The organism is Microbacterium aquilitoris, from assembly GCF_031932285.1.
Classification (GTDB): Bacteria; Actinomycetota; Actinomycetes; order Actinomycetales; family Microbacteriaceae; genus Microbacterium; species Microbacterium aquilitoris.
In genome coordinates this window covers 122,867-148,288 of record NZ_JAUZVT010000003.1, presented here as the reverse complement: position 1 = coordinate 148,288, position 25,422 = coordinate 122,867, and the positions used below count along the sequence as shown (strand labels likewise).

General features: G+C 71.3%; 23 protein-coding genes. 8 read left to right on the top strand and 15 right to left on the bottom strand.

Going from position 1 to position 25,422, the window contains the following annotated elements; translation table 11 throughout:
* Positions 1–18 precede the first annotated feature (18 nt).
* Entirely contained in the window at positions 19–957 is a 939-nt protein-coding gene (gene rarD / locus Q9S78_RS14235; protein WP_311870852.1) for an EamA family transporter RarD, read from the bottom strand.
* 137 nt (positions 958–1,094) lie between these two features.
* Complete coding sequence (groES, locus tag Q9S78_RS14230; RefSeq protein WP_017203655.1) at positions 1,095–1,391, bottom strand: co-chaperone GroES; 297 nt, start codon at positions 1,389–1,391, stop codon at positions 1,095–1,097.
* A 151-nt stretch (positions 1,392–1,542) separates the two neighbouring features.
* On the opposite strand from groES, the gene Q9S78_RS14225 reads away from it, so the two are divergent.
* Positions 1,543–2,742, top strand: a complete 1,200-nt coding sequence (locus tag Q9S78_RS14225) for a THUMP-like domain-containing protein (RefSeq protein WP_311870850.1) — start codon at positions 1,543–1,545, stop codon at positions 2,740–2,742.
* 1 nt (position 2,743) lies between these two features.
* Here Q9S78_RS14225 and Q9S78_RS14220 read toward each other — a convergent pair whose 3' ends face one another.
* Genes Q9S78_RS14220 through Q9S78_RS14185 form a run of 8 tightly spaced genes read right to left on the bottom strand, consistent with a single transcriptional unit; the run spans position 2,744 to position 8,166 of the window.
* A complete protein-coding gene (locus tag Q9S78_RS14220; RefSeq protein ID WP_311870848.1) occupies positions 2,744–3,238 on the bottom strand; it encodes a hypothetical protein in 495 nt (164 codons plus the stop codon).
* Positions 3,235–4,293, bottom strand: coding sequence for a tRNA (adenosine(37)-N6)-threonylcarbamoyltransferase complex transferase subunit TsaD (gene tsaD / locus Q9S78_RS14215; RefSeq protein WP_018187262.1), 1,059 nt, complete (start codon positions 4,291–4,293; stop codon positions 3,235–3,237). The genes Q9S78_RS14220 and tsaD overlap by 4 nt, the downstream gene beginning before the upstream one ends.
* A 1-nt stretch (position 4,294) precedes the next feature.
* A complete protein-coding gene (gene rimI / locus Q9S78_RS14210) occupies positions 4,295–4,792 on the bottom strand; it encodes a ribosomal protein S18-alanine N-acetyltransferase (RefSeq protein ID WP_311870846.1) in 498 nt (165 codons plus the stop codon).
* On the bottom strand, positions 4,789–5,457 hold the full coding sequence (gene tsaB / locus Q9S78_RS14205) for a tRNA (adenosine(37)-N6)-threonylcarbamoyltransferase complex dimerization subunit type 1 TsaB (protein WP_311859636.1): 669 nt from the start codon (positions 5,455–5,457) through the stop codon (positions 4,789–4,791). Before tsaB ends, rimI begins: the two co-directional genes overlap by 4 nt.
* Before the next feature lie 39 nt (positions 5,458–5,496).
* Positions 5,497–6,000, bottom strand: a complete 504-nt coding sequence (gene tsaE / locus Q9S78_RS14200) for a tRNA (adenosine(37)-N6)-threonylcarbamoyltransferase complex ATPase subunit type 1 TsaE (protein WP_018187265.1) — start codon at positions 5,998–6,000, stop codon at positions 5,497–5,499.
* Complete coding sequence (gene alr, locus Q9S78_RS14195) at positions 5,997–7,112, bottom strand: alanine racemase (protein WP_018187266.1); 1,116 nt, start codon at positions 7,110–7,112, stop codon at positions 5,997–5,999. The genes tsaE and alr overlap by 4 nt, the downstream gene beginning before the upstream one ends.
* Before the next feature lie 23 nt (positions 7,113–7,135).
* A complete protein-coding gene (locus Q9S78_RS14190; protein ID WP_018187267.1) occupies positions 7,136–7,492 on the bottom strand; it encodes a holo-ACP synthase in 357 nt (118 codons plus the stop codon).
* 53 nt (positions 7,493–7,545) lie between these two features.
* Complete coding sequence (locus tag Q9S78_RS14185; RefSeq protein WP_311870844.1) at positions 7,546–8,166, bottom strand: arsenate reductase/protein-tyrosine-phosphatase family protein; 621 nt, start codon at positions 8,164–8,166, stop codon at positions 7,546–7,548.
* 70 nt (positions 8,167–8,236) lie between these two features.
* Between Q9S78_RS14185 and Q9S78_RS14180 the strand changes: the two genes are divergently transcribed.
* A complete protein-coding gene (locus tag Q9S78_RS14180; RefSeq protein ID WP_311870842.1) occupies positions 8,237–9,049 on the top strand; it encodes a CPBP family intramembrane glutamic endopeptidase in 813 nt (270 codons plus the stop codon).
* Positions 9,050–9,077: 28 nt separating this feature from the next.
* Here Q9S78_RS14180 and Q9S78_RS14175 read toward each other — a convergent pair whose 3' ends face one another.
* Positions 9,078–10,388 (bottom strand): UDP-glucose dehydrogenase family protein, encoded by a 1,311-nt coding sequence (locus Q9S78_RS14175; protein WP_311870840.1) that lies wholly within the window; start codon positions 10,386–10,388, stop codon positions 9,078–9,080.
* Between the two features lie 222 nt (positions 10,389–10,610).
* On the opposite strand from Q9S78_RS14175, the gene Q9S78_RS14170 reads away from it, so the two are divergent.
* A complete protein-coding gene (locus Q9S78_RS14170; RefSeq protein ID WP_311870838.1) occupies positions 10,611–11,273 on the top strand; it encodes a hypothetical protein in 663 nt (220 codons plus the stop codon).
* A gap of 1 nt (position 11,274) precedes the next feature.
* Here Q9S78_RS14170 and glmS read toward each other — a convergent pair whose 3' ends face one another.
* Positions 11,275–13,125 carry a glutamine--fructose-6-phosphate transaminase (isomerizing) gene (glmS, locus tag Q9S78_RS14165; protein ID WP_028497542.1) on the bottom strand — a complete coding sequence of 617 codons (1,851 nt, stop codon included), beginning with the start codon at positions 13,123–13,125 and terminating at the stop codon, positions 11,275–11,277.
* Positions 13,126–13,283: 158 nt separating this feature from the next.
* Between glmS and Q9S78_RS14160 the strand changes: the two genes are divergently transcribed.
* Positions 13,284–13,778, top strand: coding sequence for a CAP domain-containing protein (locus Q9S78_RS14160; RefSeq protein ID WP_020098683.1), 495 nt, complete (start codon positions 13,284–13,286; stop codon positions 13,776–13,778).
* 81 nt (positions 13,779–13,859) lie between these two features.
* A complete protein-coding gene (locus tag Q9S78_RS14155) occupies positions 13,860–14,315 on the top strand; it encodes a VanZ family protein (RefSeq protein WP_311870833.1) in 456 nt (151 codons plus the stop codon).
* 18 nt (positions 14,316–14,333) lie between these two features.
* Here the strand turns inward: Q9S78_RS14155 and coaA are convergent, their stop codons facing one another.
* Entirely contained in the window at positions 14,334–15,281 is a 948-nt protein-coding gene (coaA, locus tag Q9S78_RS14150) for a type I pantothenate kinase (protein WP_018187275.1), read from the bottom strand.
* Between the two features lie 132 nt (positions 15,282–15,413).
* Between coaA and Q9S78_RS14145 the strand changes: the two genes are divergently transcribed.
* Entirely contained in the window at positions 15,414–16,988 is a 1,575-nt protein-coding gene (locus Q9S78_RS14145) for a cellulase family glycosylhydrolase (protein ID WP_311870831.1), read from the top strand.
* Between the two features lie 27 nt (positions 16,989–17,015).
* On the opposite strand, the gene Q9S78_RS14140 is transcribed toward Q9S78_RS14145, so the two are convergent.
* Positions 17,016–17,909 carry an SDR family oxidoreductase gene (locus Q9S78_RS14140; protein WP_116227444.1) on the bottom strand — a complete coding sequence of 298 codons (894 nt, stop codon included), beginning with the start codon at positions 17,907–17,909 and terminating at the stop codon, positions 17,016–17,018.
* Positions 17,910–18,075: 166 nt separating this feature from the next.
* On the opposite strand from Q9S78_RS14140, the gene Q9S78_RS14135 reads away from it, so the two are divergent.
* Together Q9S78_RS14135 and Q9S78_RS14130 are read left to right on the top strand one after the other, a co-directional pair.
* Complete coding sequence (locus tag Q9S78_RS14135; RefSeq protein WP_311870830.1) at positions 18,076–19,452, top strand: alpha/beta fold hydrolase; 1,377 nt, start codon at positions 18,076–18,078, stop codon at positions 19,450–19,452.
* Between the two features lie 17 nt (positions 19,453–19,469).
* Positions 19,470–21,020, top strand: coding sequence for a GMC family oxidoreductase (locus Q9S78_RS14130; RefSeq protein ID WP_311870828.1), 1,551 nt, complete (start codon positions 19,470–19,472; stop codon positions 21,018–21,020).
* A gap of 18 nt (positions 21,021–21,038) precedes the next feature.
* On the opposite strand, the gene Q9S78_RS14125 is transcribed toward Q9S78_RS14130, so the two are convergent.
* A complete protein-coding gene (locus Q9S78_RS14125) occupies positions 21,039–25,220 on the bottom strand; it encodes a carboxypeptidase regulatory-like domain-containing protein (RefSeq protein ID WP_311870826.1) in 4,182 nt (1,393 codons plus the stop codon).
* Positions 25,221–25,422 lie beyond the last annotated feature (202 nt).

The window sequence follows — 25,422 nt, the reverse complement described above, 5'->3', positions numbered from 1 at the left end:
AGCGGCATCCGATGCGTTTCAGACAGGGTCGGGAACGGCTGTCACGGCGCGCGTGCGCTGGCGACGCGAGGCCAGGAGCGAGTCGACGGCGAACACCGCGATCGCCACCCAGACGAGCCCGAATCCGATCCATCGCTCGAACGGCATGGGTTCGTGCAGGATGAGCACGCCCGTGAGGAACTGCATGATCGGCGCGATGAACTGCAGGATGCCGACCACGGTCAGCGACGTGCGTCGGGCTCCGGCGGAGAAGAAGAGGAGCGGGATCGCCGTGATGGCTCCGGCCAGGAGGAGCAGGATCGTGTGGCCGGTGCCCTCGCGCCCCATCGTGAGCCCCGACGTCACTCCGACCGCGACGAGCTGGATGACGGCGATCGGCACGAGCCAGAAGGACTCGAGCGTGAGGCCGCTGACGGCATCGACCGACGGTCCGATGCGCTTCTTCACCAGCCCGTAGGTCGCGAAGCTCGCGGCGAGGGTCAGGGCGATCCACGGCACGTTGCCGACCGCCACGATGATGACGACGACAGCCGCGGCGGCGATGCCGACGGCGGTCCACTGGGCGGGGCGCAAACGCTCCTTCAGCACGATCACGCCGAGGAGCACGGTGGCGATCGGGTTGATGAAGTAGCCGAGGCTCGTCTCGACGACGTGACCCGTCAGGGTGCCGATGAGGAAGACCTGCCAGTTGACGTAGATCAGGAGACCGGCGACGAGGGTCCAGAGCAGGAGCCGACGATCGCGGAGGATGACGCGCATCCGCCCCCAGCCGCGGGTGACCGCGATCAGCGCGACGCAGAAGACGAGGCTCAACACGATGCGCCAGCCGACGACCTCCCACGGCGTCGTTGGCGCAAGGCTGACGAAGTACAGCGGGAGGAAACCCCAGAGCATGTACGCCGAGAAGACGAAGATCCCCCCGAGGGACTTCTCGCGGGCGGTCTCCTCGGGTGTCATGAGTACGAGCCTACGACGGTCATGACAGCTTGTGCGTCACGGCGACTGCCGACGTTCGCGCGGATCCTGCCATCGGCACGGTGAAAGCACAGGGCCCGGATGCCGAAGCATCCGGGCCCTGTCGAAGGTGCTGCGTGTCAGCGGACGACGACCGCGAGGACGTCGCGAGCCGAGAGCACGAGGAACTCGTCGGCGCCGAACTTGACCTCGGTGCCGCCGTACTTGCTGTACAGGACGCGGTCGCCGACGGCGACGTCGAGCGGAACGCGGTTGCCGTTGTCGTCGATGCGGCCGGGGCCCACGGCCACGACCTCGCCCTCCTGGGGCTTCTCCTTGGCGGTGTCGGGGATGACCAGGCCACTTGCGGTGGTCTGCTCGGCCTCGACCTGCTTGATGACGATGCGGTCTTCGAGCGGCTTGATGGAAACCGACACGGTCTACCTCTTTCTTGCTGGTGGGGTCCTGCTTCAAGACTCATCAGCACTCGCTTGTCGAGAGTGCTAACGAAAGTCTAGGGCGCGGTTGGCACTCATGCAACGCGAGTGCCAACCGAGGTCCGGATGCCGCACGGCCTAGGCTGGCCGGATGGAACAGGCCGAGCTCACCGCCCTCCTGACCGCCCAGGGATTGCGCATGGTCGACGAGGTCGGACCCCTGGCATCCACCACCGAGGTCGCCGCCGCCGTCTCGCGTCTGCGCGCAGCCGGCCACTCCCCCGATCTCGTCTCGGCCGTCGTCGGCCAGGCCCACCTGCGGGTGCGCGCCGCGGCGAAGTTCGGCCCGTTCGCGGACCGCATGCTGTTCACCCGGGCGGGTCTCGAGCAGGCCACGCGGCTCGAAGTGGCCGCGCGTCACGCGGGGCGGTTCCGGGATGCCGGTGCGCACCGCGTCGCGGACCTCGGCTGCGGCATCGGGGGCGACGCGCTGGGGCTCGCGGGCATCGGTCTGGACGTGCTCGCGGTCGACGCGGACGAGACGACGGCCGCGCTCGCGGCGTACAACCTCGCCCCCTTCGGCGAATCGGTCACCGTGCGGCACGGCCGTGCCGAGGAGACCGACGTCGACGGGTGGGATGCGGTCTGGCTCGACCCGGCCCGGCGCACCGCCGGCCATTCCGAGACCTCGCGCACGGCGCCCGAGGACTGGTCGCCGTCGCTGGACTGGGCCTTCGACCTCGCAGGACGGATGCCTGTGGGCATCAAGCTCGGTCCCGGACTCGACCGCGACCTCATCCCCGACGACGTCGAAGCGCAGTGGATCAGCGTCGACGGCTCGACGGTCGAGCTCGTGCTCTGGTCGGGATCGCTGCGCCGCGAGGGCGTCCGCCGGTCGGCGCTCGTGCTGCGCGGCGGCAGCGCCGCAGAGCTCACCGCGCCCGGCGACACCGACGACGAGCCCGTCCGCGACCTCGGTGCGTTCGTCCACGAGCCCGAGGGCGCCGTCATCCGCGCGCGCCTCATCGGCGAGGTCGCACGGAGCCTCGACGCCGGCATGCTCGGCGGCGGCATCGCGTACCTCACCTCCGACACCCCGCTCACGAACCCGTTCGTCCAATCGTTCCGGGTGCGCGAGACCCTCCCTCTCAAGACCGGCGCGATCGATGCGGCGCTTCGGAAGGCCGACATCGGCACGCTCGAGATCAAGAAGCGCGGCGTCGACGTCGACCCGGCTCAGTTCCGGCGCAAGCTCACGCTGCGGGGCGCGGCATCCGCCACCCTCATCCTCACGCGGATGGGCGAGGGGCGGGACGCGAAGCGGGTCGCGATACTGGCCGACCGGGTCTGACTCAGCCGACCAGGGCGCCCTGCGTTCCGGCCCACCACAGCCACCCGGCGCTGTACAGCAGCGACGCGATGCTGAGCCCGAGACCCCAGTAGGCGGCCTCGCGCTTCTCCCACGGCCGGCGGAGGGCGAGGATCGCGAGGACGACGCCGATCATCCCGACCGGGAAGCCCCAGCCGACGAAGCACGCGAGGACGAGACCGAGCGCGCCGAACAGCAGCGACCAGCCCGCGCTCCGCGGCAGCACCGGCGTCGGCGGGATCCACCGCACGTCGGGCGAGGCTTCCTCGTCGGGGTCCGGGTGCACGGCGAGGGGCGGCGCGACGGGGAGCGGCTGGGTCAGCTCGCGCCGGAACCCGCCGCGGTGCGCCCCCGGGAGCGCGGAATCGGTCGGCGCGGACGCGACGTCGACGGACGGCGGCTCGACGACCGGACCCTGAGCTGAAGAGACGGGGCCTCGTGACGGGGAGGCGGGGGGCGGCATCCGCTCGTCGGTCATGAGGACGTCGCCACCTGGATCGTCGTGACCGGCAGCGTGGAGTCGGCGCCGAAGGCGAGGGTCGAGGCCGGGCGGCCGCTCATGATCAGCTCCGAGGCGAGAGCGGCGATCATCGCGCCGTTGTCGGTGCAGAGCGAGAGAGGCGGGATGCGGACGGCGACCCCGGCGGCCTCGGCGCGCTCGAGGGCGACGTCGCGCAGACGCTTGTTCGCGATGACGCCACCGCCGAGCAGGAGGCGCGGCACGCCGTGGCGGGCGCAGGCGTCGAGGGCCTTCGTGACGAGGACGTCGACGACCGCTTCGCGGAAGGATGCCGCGACGTCGGGCACCGACACCGGTTGCCCCGTCGCCTCGTGCTGTTCGACCCAGCGCGCGACGGCGGTCTTGAGCCCCGAGAACGAGAAGTCGTATCGGTGCTCGGCCATGTCGGAGGCCCGGGACATGCCGCGCGGGAACCGGATGGCGTTCGGGTCCCCGGTGGACGCTGCGCGATCGATCTCGGGTCCGCCGGGGTAGGGCAGACCGAGGATGCGGGCGATCTTGTCGAAGGCCTCGCCGGCGGCGTCGTCCATCGTCTCGCCGAGGAGCTCGACGTCCGAGACGAGGTCGCGGACGAGCAGGAGCGACGTGTGTCCGCCGCTGACGAGCAGGGCGACGGTCGGATACTCGACCTCGTCGCCGGTCAGGATGTCGGCGGCGATGTGGCCGACGAGGTGGTTCACGGCATAGAGCGGCCTGCCGAGGCTGACGGCGAGGGCCTTCGCCGCGCCGACGCCGACCATGAGCGCACCGGCGAGACCGGGACCGCTCGTGACGGCGACCGCGTCGATGTCGGCGAGGGTCACCTGCGCCTCGGCGAGCGCCGCCTCGATGGCGGGCTGCAGGGCCTCGAGGTGGGCGCGGGCGGCGACCTCGGGGACGACGCCGCCGTAGCGGGCATGCTCGTCCATCGAACTCGCGATCGTGTTGGACAGCAGGGTGCGGCCGCGGACGATGCCGATGCCGGTCTCGTCGCAGCTCGTCTCGATACCCAGGACGAGGGGTTCGCGCGTCATGTCAGCACCAGCCCTTCTCGGCCGTCGGCGCAGCCGTGGTCCGTGCCTCCCAGGCGACGAGGTTCAGCTGCATGACGACCGCGTCGACATCGTCGGGCTGGTAGTACCGGGGGCGGCGGCCGACCTCGACGAAGCCCTCCGACAGGTACAGCGCCGTGGCGCCGGAGTTGTCGGCCCGCACCTCGAGGAACATCTCCCGCGCGCCGCGGCTGCGGGCGGTCGTCAGCAGCTCGCGCAGCAGCGCGCGCCCACGGCCGTGACCCCGCGCGTCGGCGGCGATCGCGATGGTCTGGATGTCGGCATCCGCTGCGCCCTGCACGGCCCGCACACCGCCGTAGCCGACGAGGCGACCGGCCTCGATGTCGACGACGTAGCGACCATGGGGCGAGGCGAGCTCGCCGGCCATGAGCGCATCGCTCCAGGCGTCGGTCGGGAACGAGGCGCGCTCGAGACGCATGATGTCGTCGAGGTCGTCGCCGGTGGCGGTGCGGAGGGTCACTGGCCGACCTTCTTCCGCGGGCCGGGCATGGTGACGTCGGGGGCGCGCAGGTACAGCGGCTCGCCGAGGTCCTCGACGCGGCCGGCGGCGACGGCGCGCGCCGCGACGAGGGCGACCATGGCGCCCGGGATGACCGTCGTGTCGCGGCGCTCGGCGCTGTGTTCGGCGAGGGCCGCGTCGATGTCGTCGCGCTTCACGAGCGTCGCCTCTGTGACGCGCATCGGCAGTCCGTCGTCGTCGATGCCGTCGTAGACCGTGAACGCGAACTCCTTGCGGCGCGCGTCGGTGACGACCGCGAAGCGGGGGACGTCGGCGAACGGGTCGGCGAGCAGCACGGCGAGGGCGGCGGCATCGTGGCTCCGCACCGGGACGACCGGGATGCCGCGTCCCAGGGCGAACGCGCGCGCCGCCGCGATCCCGACCCGAAGCCCCGTGAACGGGCCCGGGCCCATGCCCGCGGCGACGTGGGTCAGGGCGACGGCCTCGGGAGCACCCGTCGCACCGATGGGGCCGTGCGCGGCATCGGTCATCGCCGTCTCGAGCAGCGTGCCGATGATCTCAGCGTGACCGAGCGCGTCGGCACTGGCGGCATCCGCTCGCACCGCACCGTCGTCGTCGATCACGGCGACGGCCGTGCCGAGGGAGGTGTCGATGCCGAGGATCACAGGGTCAAGGGTATCCGGGCGGGCGGCGGCCGAGCGGCGTCAGGGGCGGCGCGTGACTGTCACGATGCGCGGAGCGGCGTCCTCGAGCTCGGCGGCGTAATGGCCGGTGGTGCCGCAGGCGTTGTCGACGCCGGTGCCGCTCCACCCGCGTTCGATCTCGAGCTCCCACCATGTGTCGACGAGCCCGTCGACCATGTCGCGCCCCCACTCGACGATCGTGACGGCGTTGTCGGGGTCGAGGCCGAGGTCGTCGAGCTCGGCGGGCGAACCGAGCCGGTAGGCGTCGACGTGCACGAGCGGCGGGCCGCCGACCTCGGACGGGTGCGTGCGCGCGATGACGAACGTGGGGCTCTGCACGGGACCGCGGATGCCGAGACCCGCACCGATCCCGCGGGTGAGGGTCGTCTTGCCCGCCCCGAGCGGACCGGTCAGCACGATCAGGTCGCCGGCGGTCAGGACGGCGCCGAGCTCGCGGCCGAGGGCCTCCATGTCGTCCGGCGAGGCGATCTCGCGACGCCCCTCGAACTGCTCGATGCCGGTCACGACCGTACCTCCCGTCGCGGGACGCGCGGGCCGATGCGCGTGACGATCTCGTAGTTGATGGTGCTCGCCGCGTCGGCCCAGTCGGTCGCGGACGGCACGCCCGTGGCCGGGTCGCCGAAGAGCACGGCCTCGTCGCCCACTTGCACGGGCTCGTCGCCCGCGTCGACGACGAACTGGTCCATCGCGATCCGGCCGGCGACGGGGAACGAGCGTCCACCGATCGAGACGGGACCCGCGCCGGATGCCGCGCGCGGCACGCCGTCGGCGTAACCGATCGAGATGAGCGCGAGCGTCGACTCGCGCTCGGTGCGGTGAAGGTAGCCGTACGAGACGCCCTGGCCCGCGGGCACCCGGCGGACGGCGGCGACGGACGCGCGGAGGGTCATGGCGGGGCGGAGACCGAGGTCGGCCGACGACCGGTCCTCGAACGGTGACAGCCCGTAGATCGCGACCCCCAGGCGGACGCAGCCCAGCCGCGCTTCGGGCAGGCCGATGGCGGCGTGCGAGGCGGCGATGTGGCGCAGCCGCGGCCGGAGACCGGCGGACTCGGCGGCGGCCTGGGCGACGGTGAAGCGCGAGAGCGCCGTGCGGTCGTCGTCGGACGACGTGTTGGAGAGGTGGCTGAAGATGCCGAGCACCTGGATGACGCCCTGACGCTCGTATTCCGCCGCTTCGGCGAAGACTGCGCCGTAGTCGGCGGGGGCGATGCCGTTGCGGCCGAGGCCCGTCTCGACCTTGAGCTGCACGGTCACCGGACGATCGGTCGACCCGGCGCGCGCGGCGGCGCGGAGCTGCTCGAGACTCGAGACGCCGAGCTCGATGTGCGCGGCGGCGGCGGCGGCGAAATCGGTGCCCGGCGCGTGCAGCCACGCGAGCACGGGCGCGTCGATCCCGGCATCCCGCAACTGGAGAGCCTCGGGGATGTCGGCGACCGCGAGACGCGCCGCTCCCCCGGCCAGCGCCGCACGACCGGAGCGCTCCGCGCCGTGACCGTACCCGTCGGCCTTGACCACGGCGATGACCTCGGACTCGGTGAGCCCTGCAAGGTGGCGGACGTTGTGTTCGATCGCGCCGACGTCGATCACCGCTTCGCGGGCGACGCCCTCCGGCATCCGGTGAGGGACGGGCATCCTGGTCATGCGCCGGACTCCGCGATCACGTACGCCGTCGCGAGTCCCGCGTCGTGCGAGAGCGACAGGTGGACGGTGGCGATTCCGCGGCTCGCGACCGTGGCTGCGGTCTCGCCGGACAGGGCGAAGACGGGGCGGCCCGAGGGCTCGGAGGCCACCTCGATGTCGGTCCAGTGCACGCCCTCGGATCCGCCGAGCGCCTTGATGAGCGCCTCCTTCGCGGCATAGCGAGCCGCGAGCGAGTGGGGCTTGAGGGTCTGCTCGGATGCCGTGAACAGCCGCGTCATGAGCTTCGGCGTGCGCTCGATCGAGCGCTCGAACCGCGGGATGTCGACGAGGTCGACACCGATTCCGATGATCATCCCGCCTCCTGTCGCCGCGCGCTACGGCATCAGATCAGGATATCGGGCGCAGCTCAGCCGACGGCGAGCCGCACGACGCGTTCGACGGCGTCGAGGCCGGGCGAGAGCTGCGCGTCCGAGCGGGCGTACGTCTCGCGGGAGCGGCCGTACGGGTCGACGACGTCGTCGTCGGTCGGGTCGACGGGCGGGAGGACGAGACCCCGCTGCCCGCCGAGGACGGCGAGCGCGCCGCGCAGCCGGTCGCGAGGGTCGTCGCCGGTTGCGCCGGCCCTGATCGCGTCGTCGGATGTCGCGGCGGCGAGGCGCTCGAACTCACGGATCGTGAACGCGACGCGGAGCTTCGCCGGGGCGAGCTCGACGATCGCGCGGCGGTGGTCGCGGTCCATCGCGAGGACGAGGTCGGGCTCGCGCAGCAGCGCCTCGGTGAGGTAGCGCGATCCGTGCCCCGCGATCTGCTCGGTGGGCACCCCGTGGGCGACGGCGAGCTCGACGGCATCGCGCGGCATCCGATCGCCCTGTCGGGCGCGCACACCGGCGCTCGTCGCGGCGACGCCGAGATCCCCGAGGCGGTGCTGCAGGACGAGAGCGGCGAGCGGCGACCGGCAGATGTTGCCCGTGCAGACGGTGAGGATCTGGATCACGCGGAGCCCTTCGAGACGGATGCCGCGGCTCATCCCGCGCCCTCTGCGTGGCGGAACGGGGTCCCGCGACGGGACGCGGACGGGCACCCGATACGGTAGGCCCGTGCAGGATCAGCTTAGCGACGGCGACCCGTCCCCCCTCGCGGACGCCGAGGCGCCCGATCCCGCGCTCGAAGCGGACTCGGGTGGGAAGCCGCACCGCCGCCGCGGCCGGCGCCGCCGCACCGACTGGCGGCTGGGGGGAACGGCCGTCCGCACGTGGAACGGCGGGCTGCTGATCGTCGCGCTCGTCAGTCTCGGCGCCGCCATCTTCGCGGGATCGCTCGTCACCCTGCTGTGGCGCTCCCCGTGGGCGCCGCTGGCGTCGACCGCGATCCTATGGGTCGGGATGGTCGCGCCGGTCGTTATCGCGTTCCGCTGGGGACGTCCGGCCGGGCTGCTGCGGTTCCGACCGGCCGACCTCGTCTACGCCCTCACGCTCGGTCTCGCACTGCGCGTCCTCGACGGCTGGGTGACGGATGCCGCGTCGCAGCCGTTCCCCCGCGCGACGCTCACGCCGTACTGGCTGTGGACCGATGCGGTCCCGGCGGGGCTCGTCGGGCCCGTCGTGGAGGAGTTCTTCTTCCGCACCGTCATCCTCGTCGCGGTCTATTCGCTGCTGCGCCGCCCCGTCGGCCGCGCGTCAGCGGCGATCGCCGCGGTCCTGGTCTCGACGGCGAGCTTCATCCTCATCCACGTCGTCGACGGGTCGCTTCCGCTCAGCGAGTCCATCTCGGTGGGCGCGGTCGGCCTCGTGTGCGCGACTCTCGTCGTCTTGACGGGACGCATCTGGGGTGCCGTGCTCGTGCACCTCGTCTACAACGTGACGATGCTGCTGCTGATCGCTGCCGGATCGGTCGTCGCGACCGGCCAGTGACGCCACCCGCCCGCGACCGGACCGCCTGTCAGGGGCGACCCATTCCGTAGTAGGTCCATCCGGCGGCGCGCCAGGCGGCCGGGTCGAAGGCGTTCCGACCATCCACGACGACGCGCCCTGCGGCGAGGCTCGCGGCGTGCTCGGGCGTGAGGTCGCGGCGGTACTCGTCCCATTCGGTGACGAGGACCACGGCGTCGGCTCCGGTGAGAGCCTCGTCGCGGTCGGCGACGTAGGTGAGCTGCGGGTGCTGACGGCGGGCGTTGGCGATCGCCTCGGGATCGGTGAGCGAGACGACCGCGCCCAGGCCGTGCAGACGGACGGCGACGTCGAGACCCGGCGAATCACGGGTGTCGTCGGAGTAGGGCTTGAACGCGGCGCCGAGGACGGTGACCTTCTTGCCGTGGACGCTGCCGCCGAGGCCCTGGACGACGAGTTCGACGGCGCGCTCGCGGCGGCGCATGTTGATGTCGTCGACCTCGCGCAGGAACGCGACCGATTCACCGCGGCCGAGCTCTTCGGCACGAGCGGAGAACGCGCGGATGTCCTTGGGGAGGCATCCGCCGCCGAAACCGATGCCGGCGCCCAGGAAGCGGCGGCCGATGCGCGCGTCGTGCCCGATGGCGTCGGCGAGCATCGTGACGTCGGCGCCGGCGACCTCGGCGATCTCGGCCATCGCGTTGATGAAGCTGATCTTCGTGGCGAGGAAGGCGTTCGCCGACACCTTGACGAGTTCGGCGGTGGCGTAGTCCGTCACGATGAAGGGCGTGCCCTTCGCGACCGACGGGTGATACACCTCGCGCAGGATGCCGGTCGCCCGCTCGCCGTCGGGCCCCGCCGGCACTCCGGCCACGAGGCGGTCGGGGTCGACCGTGTCCTGCACCGCGAACCCCTCGCGCAGGAACTCCGGGTTCCAGACGAGGGTCGCGCCGGTGTCGGTGATGCGAGGGGCGAGGGATGCCGCCGTGCCCACCGGCACGGTCGATTTCCCGGCGACGATGTCCCCCTCGGAGAGGTGGGGCAGGAGCGAGTCGACGGCTGCGTTCACGTAGGTGAGGTCAGCGGCGTACCCGCCCTTGACCTGCGGGGTGCCGACACCGACGAAGTGGACGGCAGCACCGGCGGCGGCGGCGAAGTCGGTCGTGAACGTCAGTCGCCCCGAGGCGATCCCGTCCGCGAGGATCTCGGACAGTCCGGGCTCGAAGAACGGCGCCTCGCCGGCAGCGAGAGTGGCGATCTTCCGCTCGTCGATGTCGATGCCGACGACCTCGTGGCCGATCGATGCCATGGCGGCCGCGTGAACGGCGCCCAGATAACCGCATCCGATGACAGACAGTCGCATGAAGAGTCCCCCTCGTCGAAGCGCCGGATGGAAGGCGCCTCGCTCTGTGTACCAGATCGGTGTGTCCGCCGCTTATCGCGCCTGTGTCGCGCAGGCTCCCGGAACCATCGACGCCGCACCGGAATCACGCTCGACGGGCAGGGGCGGGATGGATATCGTGGGCGGACAGCCGCGTCGCGACTTCCGAGTTCTGACATCACCTCACCCGAAGAGGACGTCACAGTGAGCACCTCCGCAGAAGGGCTTCCGGAGGGCGGATCCGTCCAGCCCTCTCCCGCACCCGCGCCCAGATACACCCCGGACGACCGGGTGGCACCCGAGGACGCGTCGCTGCTCTGGCCCGAAGCCCACCTCCTGGCCGAAGCACCACCCGGATATCGACCTCTCGAGATGCCCGCGCCCTGGGAACCCGAGACCAGGGAACCCGAGATCAGGGAACCGGAACCGGCCGCGCGGGCCTCGGCACCACCGCCGGCCCCCGAACCGTGGCCGTACGCGCCCTACGCCCCTACCGCGCAGCAACCGCCGGCCCCCGAACCGCCGGCGCCGCGCGCACCGGCCCCGGGCTACGTGATCTCGGCGCCCTACGAGGGCGCCCCGGCGGCCTCACCCGAGCGGACGGGACGTCCGGTCGCTCCTGGTCAGCCCCCGGTGCTGCGCAGCTTCCGCGACCTGCGCACCGGTCCGCTGGAGAGACGGGAGTTCTCGTCCATGAAGGACTTCGCCGTCGCCGCCGTCCTCGAAGCTGGCCATGCCGAGGCCGACGTGGCCCGGCTGTTCCGTTTCGCGCCGTGGCAGCTGCGCGCGTGGGTCGACGAGGCGCGCGGCGCGTCGTTCGGTCCCGGCAGAGGCCAGGGTCCCGGCAGAGGCCAGGACCCGGCCTGACTCACTCGACGGTGACGGACTTCGCGAGGTTGCGGGGCTGATCCACGTCGAGACCCTTCGCCGTGGCGAGGCCCATCGCGAAGATGTGCAGCGGCACGACCGCCAGCAGCGGCTCGAACAGCGGACCCGCGAGCGGGATGCGCAGCACCTCGTCGGCGAACGGGAGGACGGCGGCATCCCCCTCTTCGGCGACGGCGATGACGCGGGCACCGCGGGCGCGGATCTCCTGGATGTTCGACACGACCTTCTTGTGCAGCTCACTCGAGGCGCGGGGCGACGGGACGATAACGAAGACCGCCTGGCCGGGCTCGATGAGCGCGATGGGGCCGTGCTTGAGCTCGCCGGCAGCGAAGCCCTCGGCGTGGATGTAGGCAAGTTCCTTGAGCTTGAGCGCACCTTCGAGGGCGATCGGGTAGCCGACGTGACGACCCAGGAACAGCACCGACTGGGTGTCGCCCATCCAGCGGGCGAACTGCTCGATGTGCTCCTGCTCGGTCTCGAGGACACGCGAGATGCCGGCGGGAATCGCCTCGAGCTGGGCGACCGCGTCACGGGAGACGTCCGCCGAGAGCGAGCCGCGCACGCGACCGATGTGGAGGGCCAGCAGGTACAGCGCCGTGATCTGGGCGACGAACGCCTTCGTCGAGGCGACGGCGACCTCGGGGCCGGCGTGGGTGTAGACGATCGCATCGGACTCGCGCGGGATCGTCGCCCCCTGGGTGTTGCAGATCGACAGCGTCCTGGCGCCCTGCTCGCGGGCGTACTTGACGGCCATGAGCGTGTCCATCGTCTCGCCCGACTGCGAGATCGAGACGACGAGGGTGTCGGGGCCGATCACCGGGTCTCGGTAGCGGAACTCGTGGGCGAGCTCGACGTCGACGGGGACGCGCGTCCACTGCTCGAGCGCGTACTTGCCGACCATGCCCGCGTACGCGGCCGTGCCGCAGGCGATGACGATCACACGGTGGATGCCGGCGAACAGGTCGTCGAGCCCGTCGAGCTCGGGGATGACGACGGCGCCGTCGTGGAGGCGCCCGCGCAGCGTGTTGGCGACGGCCTCGGGCTCCTCCGAGACCTCCTTGGCCATGAACGAGGACCAGCCGCCCTTCTCGGCGGCGGAGGCATCCCACACGACCTCGAACGGTTCGACCTCGACGGCGCCACCGGCGAAGTCGGTGACCTCGACGCCCTGGGGCGTGATCGCGACGATCTGGTCCTGACCGATGGCCAGCGCGTTGCGGGTGTGCTCGACGAAGGCGGCGACGTCGGAGCCGAGGAAGTTCTCGCCCTCGCCGAGCCCGATCACGAGCGGCGAGTTGCGGCGAGCGCCGACGACGAGGCCGGGCTGGTCCTGGTGCATCGCGAGCAGCGTGAATGCGCCCTCGAGGCGGGCGACGACAGCGCGGAAGGCGGCGACGAGGTCGTGGGATGCCGCGAACTCGCGCCCGAGCAGGACGGCGGCCACCTCGGTGTCGGTCTCGCTCACGAAGGTATAGCCCTCCGCGAGGAGCTCGTCCTTCAGCTCGGCGAAGTTCTCGATGATGCCGTTGTGGATCACGGCGAGCTTGCCGTCGTCGGCGAGGTGCGGGTGCGCGTTGACGTCGGTCGGTCCGCCGTGCGTGGCCCAGCGGGTGTGACCGATGCCGGTCGTCCCGTCCACCATCGGGTGGGCGCTGAGGTCGTCGCGCAGCACCTGGAGCTTGCCGGCGCGCTTGCGCATCTCGAGGTCGCCGTCCGCGTCGATCACGGCGATGCCGGCGGAGTCGTAACCGCGGTACTCGAGGCGGGCAAGACCCGAGAGGAGGATGGCCTGACTGTCACGAGGCCCCACGTATCCGACGATTCCACACATGGGCTCCATGCTAGGCGCGGGCGACTGGGACTCCGCCGCGCGGCGCCGCACCGGGCGCGTCGCCGGGTGCAAGGACTTGGCGGGCGCGGCATCCTTTGGTACCCATGAGGCACCGTGTCCCCCGCACGGTCGTGCCCCCCAACACGATGGAGTCCCCCATGCCCGCATCCCCCCGCGTCCGACGACGGTCGGCGCTCGCCCTCACGGCCGCCCTCGCTCTCGGGTTCGCCGTCGTGCCCGCCGGAGCCGCCTCGGCGGCGGTGTCGACCTCGTGCACCGGGACGACCCAGGCCGCCGTGCAGAAGCGCATCCTCACCGACGTGAACGCCGCACGGAAGGCAGGCGGCAAGAAGGCGCTGACTCTGAGTTCCGCCATGTCGAAGGTCGCCGTCACCTGGTCGGGCAAGCAGGCCGCCGCCAACAGGATGAGCCACAACCCGAAGTACTCGTCGCAGATCCCGTCGGGCTGGACGAGGGCGGGCGAGAACGTCGCCTTCGGGTACGCGCCGTCGAAGGTCACGCCCGCGTGGATGAAATCCGCCGGACACCGCGCGAACATCCTCGGGTCGTACAACCGCATCGGGATCGGTGTGGCGTGCTCGTCGAAGGGCCTCCCCTTCTACACGCAGGTCTTCGGGTACTACCCCTCCTGACTCGGCGATGATGCGGCATCCGCTCGCGCCGTAGACTCGTCGACCACCGCAGCGTCGCGTCCTGTCCCGTGAGGAGGACCGATGCCCGACGCCGTCCCGCCGCCGCAGATTCCGCTTAAGCCGCCGCTGCCGCCCAAGCACCGGCGGGCGTCGACCACCGCCCCGGTGCTCGTGCTGGCCGGGTACCTGCTGGCGCTGGCGGTCATCGCGTTCTGGCCGACGCCCGTCGACGCCGGCGTGGCTCCCGTGATCGACGCACTGTCGCGCCGACTGCCGGCGATCACGCGCCCCCGGGTGGAGTTCGCGGCGAACGTGGCCCTGTTCGTCCCGTTCGGGGTGCTGCTGCCGCTCATCCTCCGCGGCGCGAAGGAACTCGTGCTGCCGATCGCCCTCGTGGCGACGGTGACGATCGAGTGCACGCAGGCGCTCGTCCTGCAGGCCCGGGTGCCGAGCGTGCTCGACATCGTCGCGAACGTGACCGGCGCCAGTGTCGGGATGCTGGGTCTCGCCGTGTGGCAGCGGGTCAGACGCCGCTGAGCCACCGGCCGGGCGCGGTCAGAGCTTGCGGAGTCGGACCGTCTCGACCGTGTGGTTCGCGCCCTTCTGGAGCACCAGCTTCGCGCGGTGCCGGGTGGGCTCGACGTTCTCGCGCAGGTTCGGCAGGTTGATGTCGTTCCAGAACCCGAGGGCGAGCGAGACGGCCTCGTCGTCGGAGATGTCGGCGAAGACCTTGAAGAACGAGTTCGGGTTCGAGAAGGCGGCTTCGCGGAGGGCGAGGAACCGCTCGACGTACCACTGCTCGATGTGCGTCACGTCGGCGTCGACGTAGATCGAGAAGTCGAACAGCTCGCTGACGGCGATGTCGTGCGGGTTCGGAGCCGACGCGAGCACGTTCAGGCCCTCGACGATGATCACGTCGGGGCGGCGGACCGTCACCTGCGCATCGGGGATGATGTCGTACCGCATGTGCGAGTAGTAGGGCGCCCGAACCTCGGGCTCGCCCGACTTCACGGCGACGAGGAACTCCACGAGCGCGCGACGGTCATAGGACTCGGGGAACCCCTTGCGGTCCATGATCCCCCGCCGTTCGAGTTCGGCGTTGGGGTAGAGGAACCCGTCGGTCGTGACGAGTTCGACACGGGGCGTGCCGGGCCACCGGCTCATCAGTTCACGCAGCAGACGGGCCGCCGTGGATTTCCCGACGGCGACGGAGCCGGCCACGGCGACGATGAACGGTGTCGTCGCATCCTCCTCACCGACGAAGCCGGCGGTGTCGGCGCCGAGTCGCTTGGTGGCTGAGGCGTACAGGGACAGCAACCGACTGAGGGGAAGGTAGACCTCCCGCACCTCGGTGATGTCGAGGCGGTCGCCGATGCCGCGCAGCTGCACGACCTCGGTCTCGGTGAGGGGCTGCTCCATGCCGGCGGCCATGCGCGCCCATTCGGCACGGGGGATCTCGCGGTACAGCGAGTCGATGGTCGTCGGCGTCTCATCGGGGGACATTGCCGCAACTCTAGTCCGCCCCGGCGGGTGCCCCCGCGTGCGGAGGCGGGCCAGCGTCGCGGGCGCGCGTACCGTACGCTGAGCATCGATGTCCACCCGCGGCCGTTCAGCCGCTCTCACCAGAGGTTTTCGATGCTGCGACGTGTCCTGGCGGTCCTTGCCGCAGTGGTGCTGACGGCATCCCTCACCGTGCCCGCGGCGCCCGCCGACGCGGCGACCGCCCAGTGGCTGCGCACGAACGGCGCGAAGATCCAGGTCGCCGCCACGGGTGCGACCTTCACCGTCAAGGCGACGTCCTGGTTCGGCATGGAGACCGACACCTGCGCGCCGCACGGACTTTGGTCGATCTCGCTGAAGCAGGGCATGGCGCAGATCGCGGGGATGGGCTTCAACACGATCCGGCTGCCCTTCGCCAACGAGTGCCTCACCCGCAAGACGGCCAACTCGGTGAACCAGGCACTGAATCCGACGCTCGCGACGGCCTCGCCGCTGAAGATCATGGATGCCGTCATCGCGACGGCGCGTGCCTACGGCATCCGGGTCATCCTCGACCGTCACCGCCCGGGGACCGATGCGCAGTCCGAGCTCTGGTACACCCCGCAGTACTCCGAGAAGCGGTGGATCTCCGACTGGAAGATGCTCGCGCAGCGGTACCGGAACAACTCCACCGTGATCGGCGTCGACCTGCACAACGAGCCCCGGGGCGCGGCGTGCTGGGGGTGCGGTGACCGCTCGCGCGACTGGCAGGCGGCCGCCGTCCGTGCTGGCAACGCCGTGCTCGATGTGAACCCGCATCTGCTCGTCATCGTCGAGGGCGTCCAGAACGGTCCCGACGGCAGCGCCACGTGGTGGGGCGGGAACCTCCGCGGCGTCGCGAAGAAGCCGGTCACCCTGAAGGTGAAGAACCGGGTCGTGTATTCCCCTCACGAGTACCCCTCGTCGATCTCGGACCAGCCGTGGTTCCACAACGCCAACTACCCCGCCAACCTCCCCGGCGTGTGGGAGAGCAACTGGGGCTACATCGCGTCGAAGAAGATCGCCCCCGTCCTGATCGGGGAGTTCGGCACCAAACTGCAGACGTCGTCCGACAAGAAGTGGCTCGCGAAGCTCGTCGGCTACATCAAGGACCGCGGTCTCGGCTGGGCGTACTGGTCGTTCAACCCGAACAGCGGCGACACGGGCGGTCTGCTCAAGGACGACTGGGTCACCCGCGACAAGGACAAGCTCGCCGCGCTGAAGCCGATTCTGACGCCGAAGAAGGTCGCCTACCCGGCCGCTCCCGCACCGGCACCGGCGCCGCTGCCTCCGCAGCCGTCGCCGCAGCCGTCGCAGCCGGGGAACACCCCGCCGCCGACGGTCGGGCAGTCGTCGAGCGCCTCGTCCAACGGCGTCTCGGCGACGCTCACGGTGTCGAGCGCGTGGCCCGGCAAGTACCAGGTCGCCCTCGCCCTCACCGCGTCCTCGAGCGCGAAGGTGAAGGCCTGGACCGCCTCCTGGGCCTCCCCCGGCGCGACGGGAGCGGACAGCGCCTGGGGCATGGCCTGCCGCGTCACGAAGCCCGGCACCGCGAGTGCTCGAGTTGCCTGCTCGGGCATCGAGTGGGGCGTGGCGAACCTTTCGCAGGGCGCCCGGGTCGAGGTCGGGGCGATCCTGAACGCCTCGAAGCCGCCGGCCAAGCCCGTGCTGTCGCTCTCGGTCACCCGCTAGCGCCCGAGCGCGCGGCCGGACTGACGGTCAGGGCGTGACCATGCCGCCGTTGACGTTGAGGGTCTCGCCCGAGACGTAGCTCGATTCGGCCGACGCGAGGAACACGAACGCGGGAGCGATCTCGGCGGGCTGGCCGGCGCGCTTGTACTCGTTCTCCTCGTCGAACGCGCGCATCTGCTCGTCCGAGACGCCGTCGCTCACCTGCAGCGCCGACCAGACCGGGCCGGGCGCGACGACGTTGACGCGGATGCCGCGGGGCGCCAGCTGCTGTGCGAGACCCTTCGACAGGTTGTTGACCGCCGCCTTGGTCGCGGCGTAGTCGAGGCGGTCGGGTGCGGGCTTGTAGGCCTCGAGCGACGCCGTGCTGATGATGGATGCACCGGCGGGCATATGGACGAGGGCGGCCTTCACGATCCAGAAGAAGGCGAACACGTTCGTCTCGAACGTTTCGCTGAACTGCTCGTCGGAGAGGTCCTCGATCCGCTCGACGGCGACCTGCTTGCCGGCGTTGCTGACGAGGATGTCGATGCCGCCGAGGAACTCCGCCGCCTCGGCGACGAGTTCGCGGCACTGCGCGCGGTCGGTGAGGTCGGCCGCGATCGAGTGCCCGCGGACGCCGGCGTCGGCGATGACCTGCAGGACGTGGTCGGCGTCCTCCTGCTCGTCGGGGAGGTGGACGATGACGACGTCTGCGCCTTCGCGGGCGAACGCGATCGCCGCCGCCGCTCCGATGCCCGAGTCGCCACCGGTGACCAGTGCCTTGCGTCCCTGCAGACGTCCCGTGCCGCGGTAGGTGCTCTCACCCAGGTCGGGGACCGGGGTCATCCGTGCCTGGATGCCGGGCTCGGGCTGGTGCTGCACCGGCGGCTCCACCCGTGCGTAGCGCGTGACGGGGTTGTCGAACGTGTACTGGTCGGTCATCCCGCCACGGTAGGTCGGGAGGCGGCATCCCTTCACCCCCTTGCGGGAGCAGCGTCGGCGGTGCAGTGCAGTGCAGTGCCGGGGCAGTGGAGCGCGCGATCATCGCATCTCCTCGACCGGTGCGCAAGCAGTCGGTCCCGACGATCCACGTTCCTAGGGTTGACGCGTGCTGAGCGCTGCGAACCACCCTCACGAGTGCACCGTCTTCGTCCTTCCGGGACTGGGGCTGGATGCCTCCTCGGCGAGCGCGATCGCCGCCGCGGCGGATCCGCGGCTGCGCGTCGTGGGGATCGACCTGCTCGACCGGGGGCGCGCGGCATCCGTCGACGATCTCGCCGACACGGCGCTCGAGCGGATCGCGGCCGAGGCCGACGGTGGCCCGTTCCTCGTGTGCGGGCACAGCCTCGGCGGCAAGGTCGCCGCCCGTGTCATGACGCGCGTTCTCGCCGGCACCGAGCCGGTGTTCGGGCTGGTGGGCGCGGTCCTGCTGGCCCCCTCTCCCCCGACTCCCGAGCCGATGCCCGACGACAAGCGCGCCGAGATGCTCGCGACCGCGCAGGGCGAGCACCTGTCGCGAGCGGATGCCGAGGCTTTCGTCGCCGCGAACATCGCCGCCCCGCTCGCCGCCGATCTGCGCGACGCGGCGATCGATGCCGTCGTGCGCCAGCCGGCATCCGCCTGGCGTGACTGGCTGACCGCGGGCAGCCTCGAGGACGCGACGCGCCTCGTGGGCGTGCTCGACCTGCCCGTCGTGGTGCTCGCGGGTGACGACGACGAGGCTCTCGGAGCCGACGCTCAGCCCGATATCGTGGCCGATGTGTACCCGCGTGCCCGCGTCGAGCGGATGCCGGGTGTCGGCCATCTGCTGCCGTACGAGGCTCCCGAGCGGGTCGCCGCGGTGCTCGCCGAAACGTGGCAGGCGATCCGCGCCGCGGCTCCCGTGGTGCCGACGGAGTGGGGACGTGTCATCGCGTCGTCGCGCGTCGACGTCGCGGTACGACGGACGCTCGCGCAGCGGGCTCTCGTGGACGACCGCGACCGCGCCCCCCGCACACTGAACCGTGCGCAGGTCGAGACGCTCCGCGCGCTCGCGGCGCTCCTCGTGCCGCAGGGCGAGGGCGGGACGATCGACCTCGCCGTCCGCATCGACGACATGCTCGCCGAGGGCGGCACCGACGGCTGGCGCCCGGTGGGCTCCCCCGCCGACCCGGTCGCCTACGGCCTGGGGCTCGACGCGATCGCCGCCGTGTGGCCGAGCGAGGTGACTGAGCAGCGGAGCCTGATCGTGCGGCTGATCACCGACGGAATCGACGCGGCGGGCCTCGGTACCGACGGCATCCGGTCGTGGTTCGAGGATGCACGCAACGACCTGCTGCGCATGTGGTTGGCGCACCCGGCGTCGCTGGCGCGCATCGGGTTCGACGGCTTCGCGGTCGGTGGGACCGGCCCGCGTCCGGCGGGGTGGGCGACCATCGCGACGGGCGAACGAGAGACATGGGAGCCGAGCGAGCTCGGCCAGACAGTGGTGGAGGATGCCGCGTGACCGGCGATCATCGCCGGGTGACAGATCACCCGGGCATGCAGAGGTTCGATCTGAACGAGGTCGTCGACGTCGTCGTGGTGGGGACGGGTGCCGGCGGCGCTCCCCTGCTCGCGCGTCTCGCCGAGGCGGGTCTGCGGGTCGTGGCTCTGGAGGCCGGACCGGACTTCTCGCCGAGCGAGTTCACGCCGGACGAGCTGGAGTCCACGAAGATCAACTGGATGTCGGAGCGCCTGAGCGGCGGCGACGACCCGACGGCGTTCGGCCCGAACAACAGCGGCTTCGGCGTGGGCGGCAGCACTCTGCACTGGGGAGCGTTCACGCCGCGTCCCGACGCCCGCGACCTGCGCCTACGCACCGACACGGGTCAGGGACGCGACTGGCCGATCGATCACGCCGAGCTGATCCGCTACATCGAACGGGTCGAATCCGACATCGGTGTGAGTGGCCCTGCGCACTACCCGTGGGACCCGGCTCGCTCGTACGCGTACCCTCCGGTGCGGCGGAACGGCTCGTCCGACGTGATGATCCGCGGCTGCGAGGCCCTCGGCATCACCGCGACCGACGGCCCGGCGGCGATCCTCACCCGCGACCGAGACCAGCCGCACCATGGCCTCCGCTCGGCGACGCTCGACAACGGTGACATCCACCAGGGCGATCGCTTCGGCGCGAAGGCGACGACGGCGAACACCTACCTGCCGGCCGCCGTGGCCGCCGGAGCCGAGGTGCGCGCCGGCGCGTTCGTCCACGGGATCGAACGGGATGCCTCAGGCAAGGTCACCGCGGTCGTCTACCGCTCCGGCGGCACCGACCACCGGCAGCGGTGTGCGGCCCTCGTGCTCGCGGCGGGCGGTGTCGAGACGCCTCGCCTGCTGCTGCACACAGGCATCGGCAACGCGAACGGCGTCGTGGGCCGCGGGTTCATGGCGCACGGCGGGGTGCAGGTGTGGGGCACATTCGACGAGCCGATCCGGGGCTACCGCGGGTACCCGTCGTCGATCATCAGCGAGGACTTCGTGCGTCCCGAGGACGCCGATTTCGTCGGCGGCTACCTGCTGCAGAGCCTCGGCGTGATGCCGCTCAACTTCGGCACGCAGCTCGTCCGCGGGGCGGGCCTGTGGGGCGATGACCTCATGTCGGCCATGAGCGAGTACCCCTTCAGCGCGGGCGTCGGCATGAACGGCGAGTGCCTGCCCGACGACCGCAACGCCCTGACCCTCAGCGATGAGCTCGCCGAAGACGGGATGCCGCGGGCCGAGGTCACGTTCTCGCAGGGTGACAACGAGCGGGCCATCGACCGGCACGGCGTCGCGGTGATGGAGCGGATCCTGCGCGCTGCGGGCGCGCGGAGCACGCGAGTGCTGCAGCGCTCGTGCCACACGCTCGGCACAGCGCGAATGGGCGCGGATCCCGAGGACAGCGTCGTGGACGCGTCCGGTCGGTCCCACGAGGTCGACAACCTCTGGATCTGCGACAACTCGACGTTCCCGAGCGCGCTCACGGCGAACCCGGCGTTGACCCAGATGGCGCTCGCGCTGCGGACCGCCGACCTCATGCTCGCCGCCCGCTGACGCGGGGTCGGCGGGCGGTCAGCGGATCGGTTCGTCCATCCACACCATCCGCTCGACCGCACTGGTGCCCGTCCCCCATGCGACGACCTCGAGGGTGACCGACGATCCGCGGTGCGCGGCGGTGAGCTTCAGGGTCCGCCCGGTCGCGGTGTCGACGCGATCGTCGCCGACCCACCACCGGTACAGGAAGTGCGTCCCCTTCGGCCACGACGCCGTCGCCGCCGTCAAGGTTGACCCCACGCGCGGTGCGCCCGAGAGGACGAGCGTCCCGGAGTCGAGCCCGCGCGGCAGCGTGGCGTTGTGGCCGGGCATCGCGACGGCCTTCGTCACCGTGATCGTCCGGGCGGTCTCGGCGGTCGGCTTTCGGCCCCACCAGACGACCCGCGAGTCGGTGCCGTCCTCGTACGTGAACTTCACCGCGTACGTGCCGGCGGCCAACCCCGGCAGCGTGTAGGAGCCGGCCGTGTCGGTGCTCGCCTCGGCCACCCGCTCCCCGTCGCCGTCACCCTGTCGATAGGCCTCGACGTACGCGCCGGCGAGCGGTGTGCCCGACGCGGCGCGGAGCGTGCCCGTGATCTTCGCGCCCGGCACCAGGGCGACGTCGATGTCACGGATCTCGTTCGCTTTCGCGATCTTCAGCGTGGTGGGCTTCGCGCCGGGAGCTTTCGCCTTCCACCAGCGCTCGGCCAAGTCGGATCCGGGGGCGGGGCGGACGCGAAGCGTGTAGGTCGCGTCTTCGAGTCCCGTGACCACGTACGAGCCGCCGGCATTCGTCTGGGCCCAAGCGATGATCTCACCGCCGCGGGACACGGCGATCTCGGCATCGGCAACCGGTGCACCGCCGGGTCCCGTCACGACGCCCCTGATCGTGCCGCCGCGGGCGAGCCGGGCGTCGAGTCCACGCACCGTCTTGCCGTCCGCCACAGTCACGGTGGCCGCGGCGTCGATCGTCGTCGCGCCCTTCCACCACTGGCCGACCGCGTTGACACCGTAGGGTGCGAGGTACTGCACCCGGTAGGTACCCGCGGGCAGCGAGCGGATGGTCCACGTCCCGTTCCGCGATGTCGTGGCATCCGACCAGCGGCGCGTGTCGGGGTTGACGACGAAGACGACGGCCTCCGCCAGCGGCTTGCCGTCGGCATCGATGACCCGACCCGAGAGTGCACCGCCTGCGGCGAGGGATGCATCGATCCCCTTCACGGTGGATTTCGTCCCGACCACGACCGCGGTCGCCGCGCTGCGATCGACCGCGTCGCGCCACCACTCGCCGACGAGGTTCACGTCATCCGACGGGCGGAACTCGACGTCGTACGAGCCGGCGCGCAGACCGTCGATCCGATAGGTCCCGTCGGGCCTGGTCTCGACCTCGTTCTCGTTCGCCGGCTGGCTCGAGGGGCGCGAGGTGTAGACGACGCGCACCGAGCTGACTCCTGCACCCTTGGCGTCCGTGACCTTGCCGATGATCGTGCTGCCGGCATCCAGTGAGGCGTTGAAGGTGAGGGTGCGGGAGGCTGCCTTCACCTGGATCGGCGTCGAGGCTGCCTCGGTCGCCGCGTTCTTCCACCACTCCGATACGAGGTTCTTGCCCTCGGGACGTTCGAAGAAGAGCGTGTACCTGCCGGCGTCGAGCTGGGTGATCCGCCAGACACCCTTCTTGTCGGTCTGCGCCCACCGCCGACTGTTGCCGACTCCCACGCTGACGCTGACGTCGGCAACGGGGGCGCCCTGCGCGTTCGTGACCCTACCGCCGATGGTCGCGCCGGTGACCAGACGCGCATCGATTCCGGTGATGTTCGCTCCGTAGGCGACCTCGAAGGTGGTCGCCTCGGCTTGACGCCAGGCGCCCTTCCACCACTGGGCGCCGAGTTCACTGTCGTTGTCCGTGGCGAACTCGACCGTGTACCGCCCTCCGGGCAGTCCCGCGAGGACGTACCGGCCGGCACGGTCGGTCGTGGTTTCGGTGGCCGACGACCACCCGCCGTCGACCCACTGGAGCGCGCGCACCGTCACCCCCGCGACCGCGCGACCGCCGGGACCGGTGACGGCGCCCGAGATCGTCCCGCCGAGACGCAGCTCGACGTCGAGGTCGGTGCGGGACTGACCGCTCGAGAGCTTCACCCCGCTCGCGTCCTCCCACTCCAGTGCGCCTCGCCAGTACTGCGGCACCAGGCCGCTCCCCTCGGGAGCCTGCGTGTGCAGGGTGTAGGTGCCGGCGCGCAACCCGCCCACCCGCCAACGTCCGTCGCCGTCTGCCGTCGCCTGAGTGAGGAATTCGCGGTCCGTTCCGACGAAGACGTCCACGGTGGCGGATGCCACGGGGTCCCCGCTCTCATCGGTCACCACACCGCCCAGCACGGCAGCGCGCGCCAGGGTGACGACGAGTCCGGTGACGCTCTTCTTCGTCCCGAGCGTGATCGTCTTGGCCGTGTATTCGGAGCCGCGGTCGTCCCACCATTCGGTCGCGTAGGTGCCCTTCTCGACCGAGGTCCGGAGCGTGTACGTGCCTGCCGCGAGGCCTCCGAACGAGAACGTTCCGTTGGCCCGGGTCGCGAACGAGGCGACCTCCTGGCGGACGGTGCCCTCTTCAGCGGATCGTTCCACGCTGTAGAGCGCGACGTTCGCTGCCACAGCCTTGCCGCCGTCGCCGCGGACGACGCCCTCGATCTTCGAGCCGAGGCTGAGCGTGGCGTCGAACCCGGTCCGCGCGCCGCTCTTCGCGATGTCGACGCGGGTCGCCGTCTCGGCGCTGGCGGCATCCTTCCACCACTCGCCCATCAGGTTGGTTCCGGTGGGCGGCTCGTAGTGGAGCGTGTACGTGCCGGCTCGGATGCCGACGAGCCGGTACCGACCGTCGGCCCCGGTGGTCGTCTCGGCCACCCATTCGGAGTCGTCGGCGCTGGTCTTCGACGCCGAGTAGAGCGCCACAGTGGCACCGGCGAGGGCTTTGCCACCGCCGGTCACCGTGCCCGAGAGCGTTGCTCCCGAGGTGAGGACGAGGTTCAGGCCCTTCTTGGCAGCGCCGTCGGCCAGCGTGATGACTTTGGCGTCCTTCTCGCGGTGCCCTCCTCCCCACCACGTGACGGTCAGACCGGATGACGGGTCGGGCTCGACCGAGAACGTGTAGTCGCCGGCGCTGAGCCCGCTGGCGCGGAAGGTACCGTCGTCGGCGACCCACGGCGAGTCGACGTACTCCCACTGTCCGTTGACGCGCTGGTAGATCGTGATGGACGCCGAGACCGCAGCGCCCGTGCTGGTCGTGACGCGTCCTGCCAGCGAGGCACCGAGGGCCAGGGTGGTGCGCAGCCCGGTGATGGACTTTCCGGCGCTGACGGCGATCCGGGTCGCCGCCTTCTGCGAGGTCGCGTCGTTCCACCATTCCGATTGCAGGTCGGAGCCGAATGCGCTCTGCACGTACAGGGTGTACTTCCCCGCGCGGAGGCCGGTGAGCCGATAGGCGCCGTGGGAGTCGGTGGACGTCCCACCGACATCCTCCCAATCCGCCCACTCCGCGTTCCACATGAAGAGCTGGACGAACGCATCCGCGACGGCGACGTTGTCGGGACCGCGCACCGATCCGGCGATGCTGCTGCCGAGCGCGAGCCGCGCGTTCTTTCCGGTGACTTTCGCACCGGGCGCGACGGCGAACCAGACCGGCTCTCCCCACAGGCTCTCGGCGCCACCGAACCACTGACCGACGTGATTGCCGGCCTCGTCGGTGAAGCGCAGCGTGAACCGCCCGGCGGGCAGCTTCGCGAACGTGAAGGCACCGGCGGCATTCGTCGTGGTGTCGCCCGCGGGGCTCGATCCGTCGTCCCCGAAGTCCTGGTACAGCGTGACGGTGATTCCCTTGAGGGGGGCCTTCGCTGTGTCGGTGACCGTTCCCGAGATGGATGCCGTGCCCGAGGTCGCCAGCTTGTTCTCGGCGCGGAGGCTCGCCGCGCTCTTCTTCGCGTCGCCGGGACGGGCGCGGTCGTCGCGCCTCGGGTCGGCGGGGGCACCGGCATCCGTCGTCGGCGCGGCGTCATCAGCGGAGGCAACGACCGTGCCGGACGGGTCGACCACGACGGTGCGCTCGGCGGTGGCGGATGCCGCGGGCTCGGCCGCGATGGCAGCGGGAGCGGACGCGAGCCCGCCCACCAGGATCGCCCAGACGGCCAGGACGGCCGATCCGCGCGCGAAAAGACGGCGCCGACTGCGCATGCGTGTACTCCCCCTCGAGCACCCCAGCGCCCGACTTCCCCGGGACCCCGCCGTCGGGCTCCTCGCGCTCAGCATGGCAGAAGCGGGGGACACCCACCAACACCGCGTCATCCCGCCGATACACGCATCCACTACGGTGGGCCGCAGGTCCTCGTCAACGGCGCCGAACGGAAGGCCTGAGCGCTCTCGCGCTGTCGCCCTG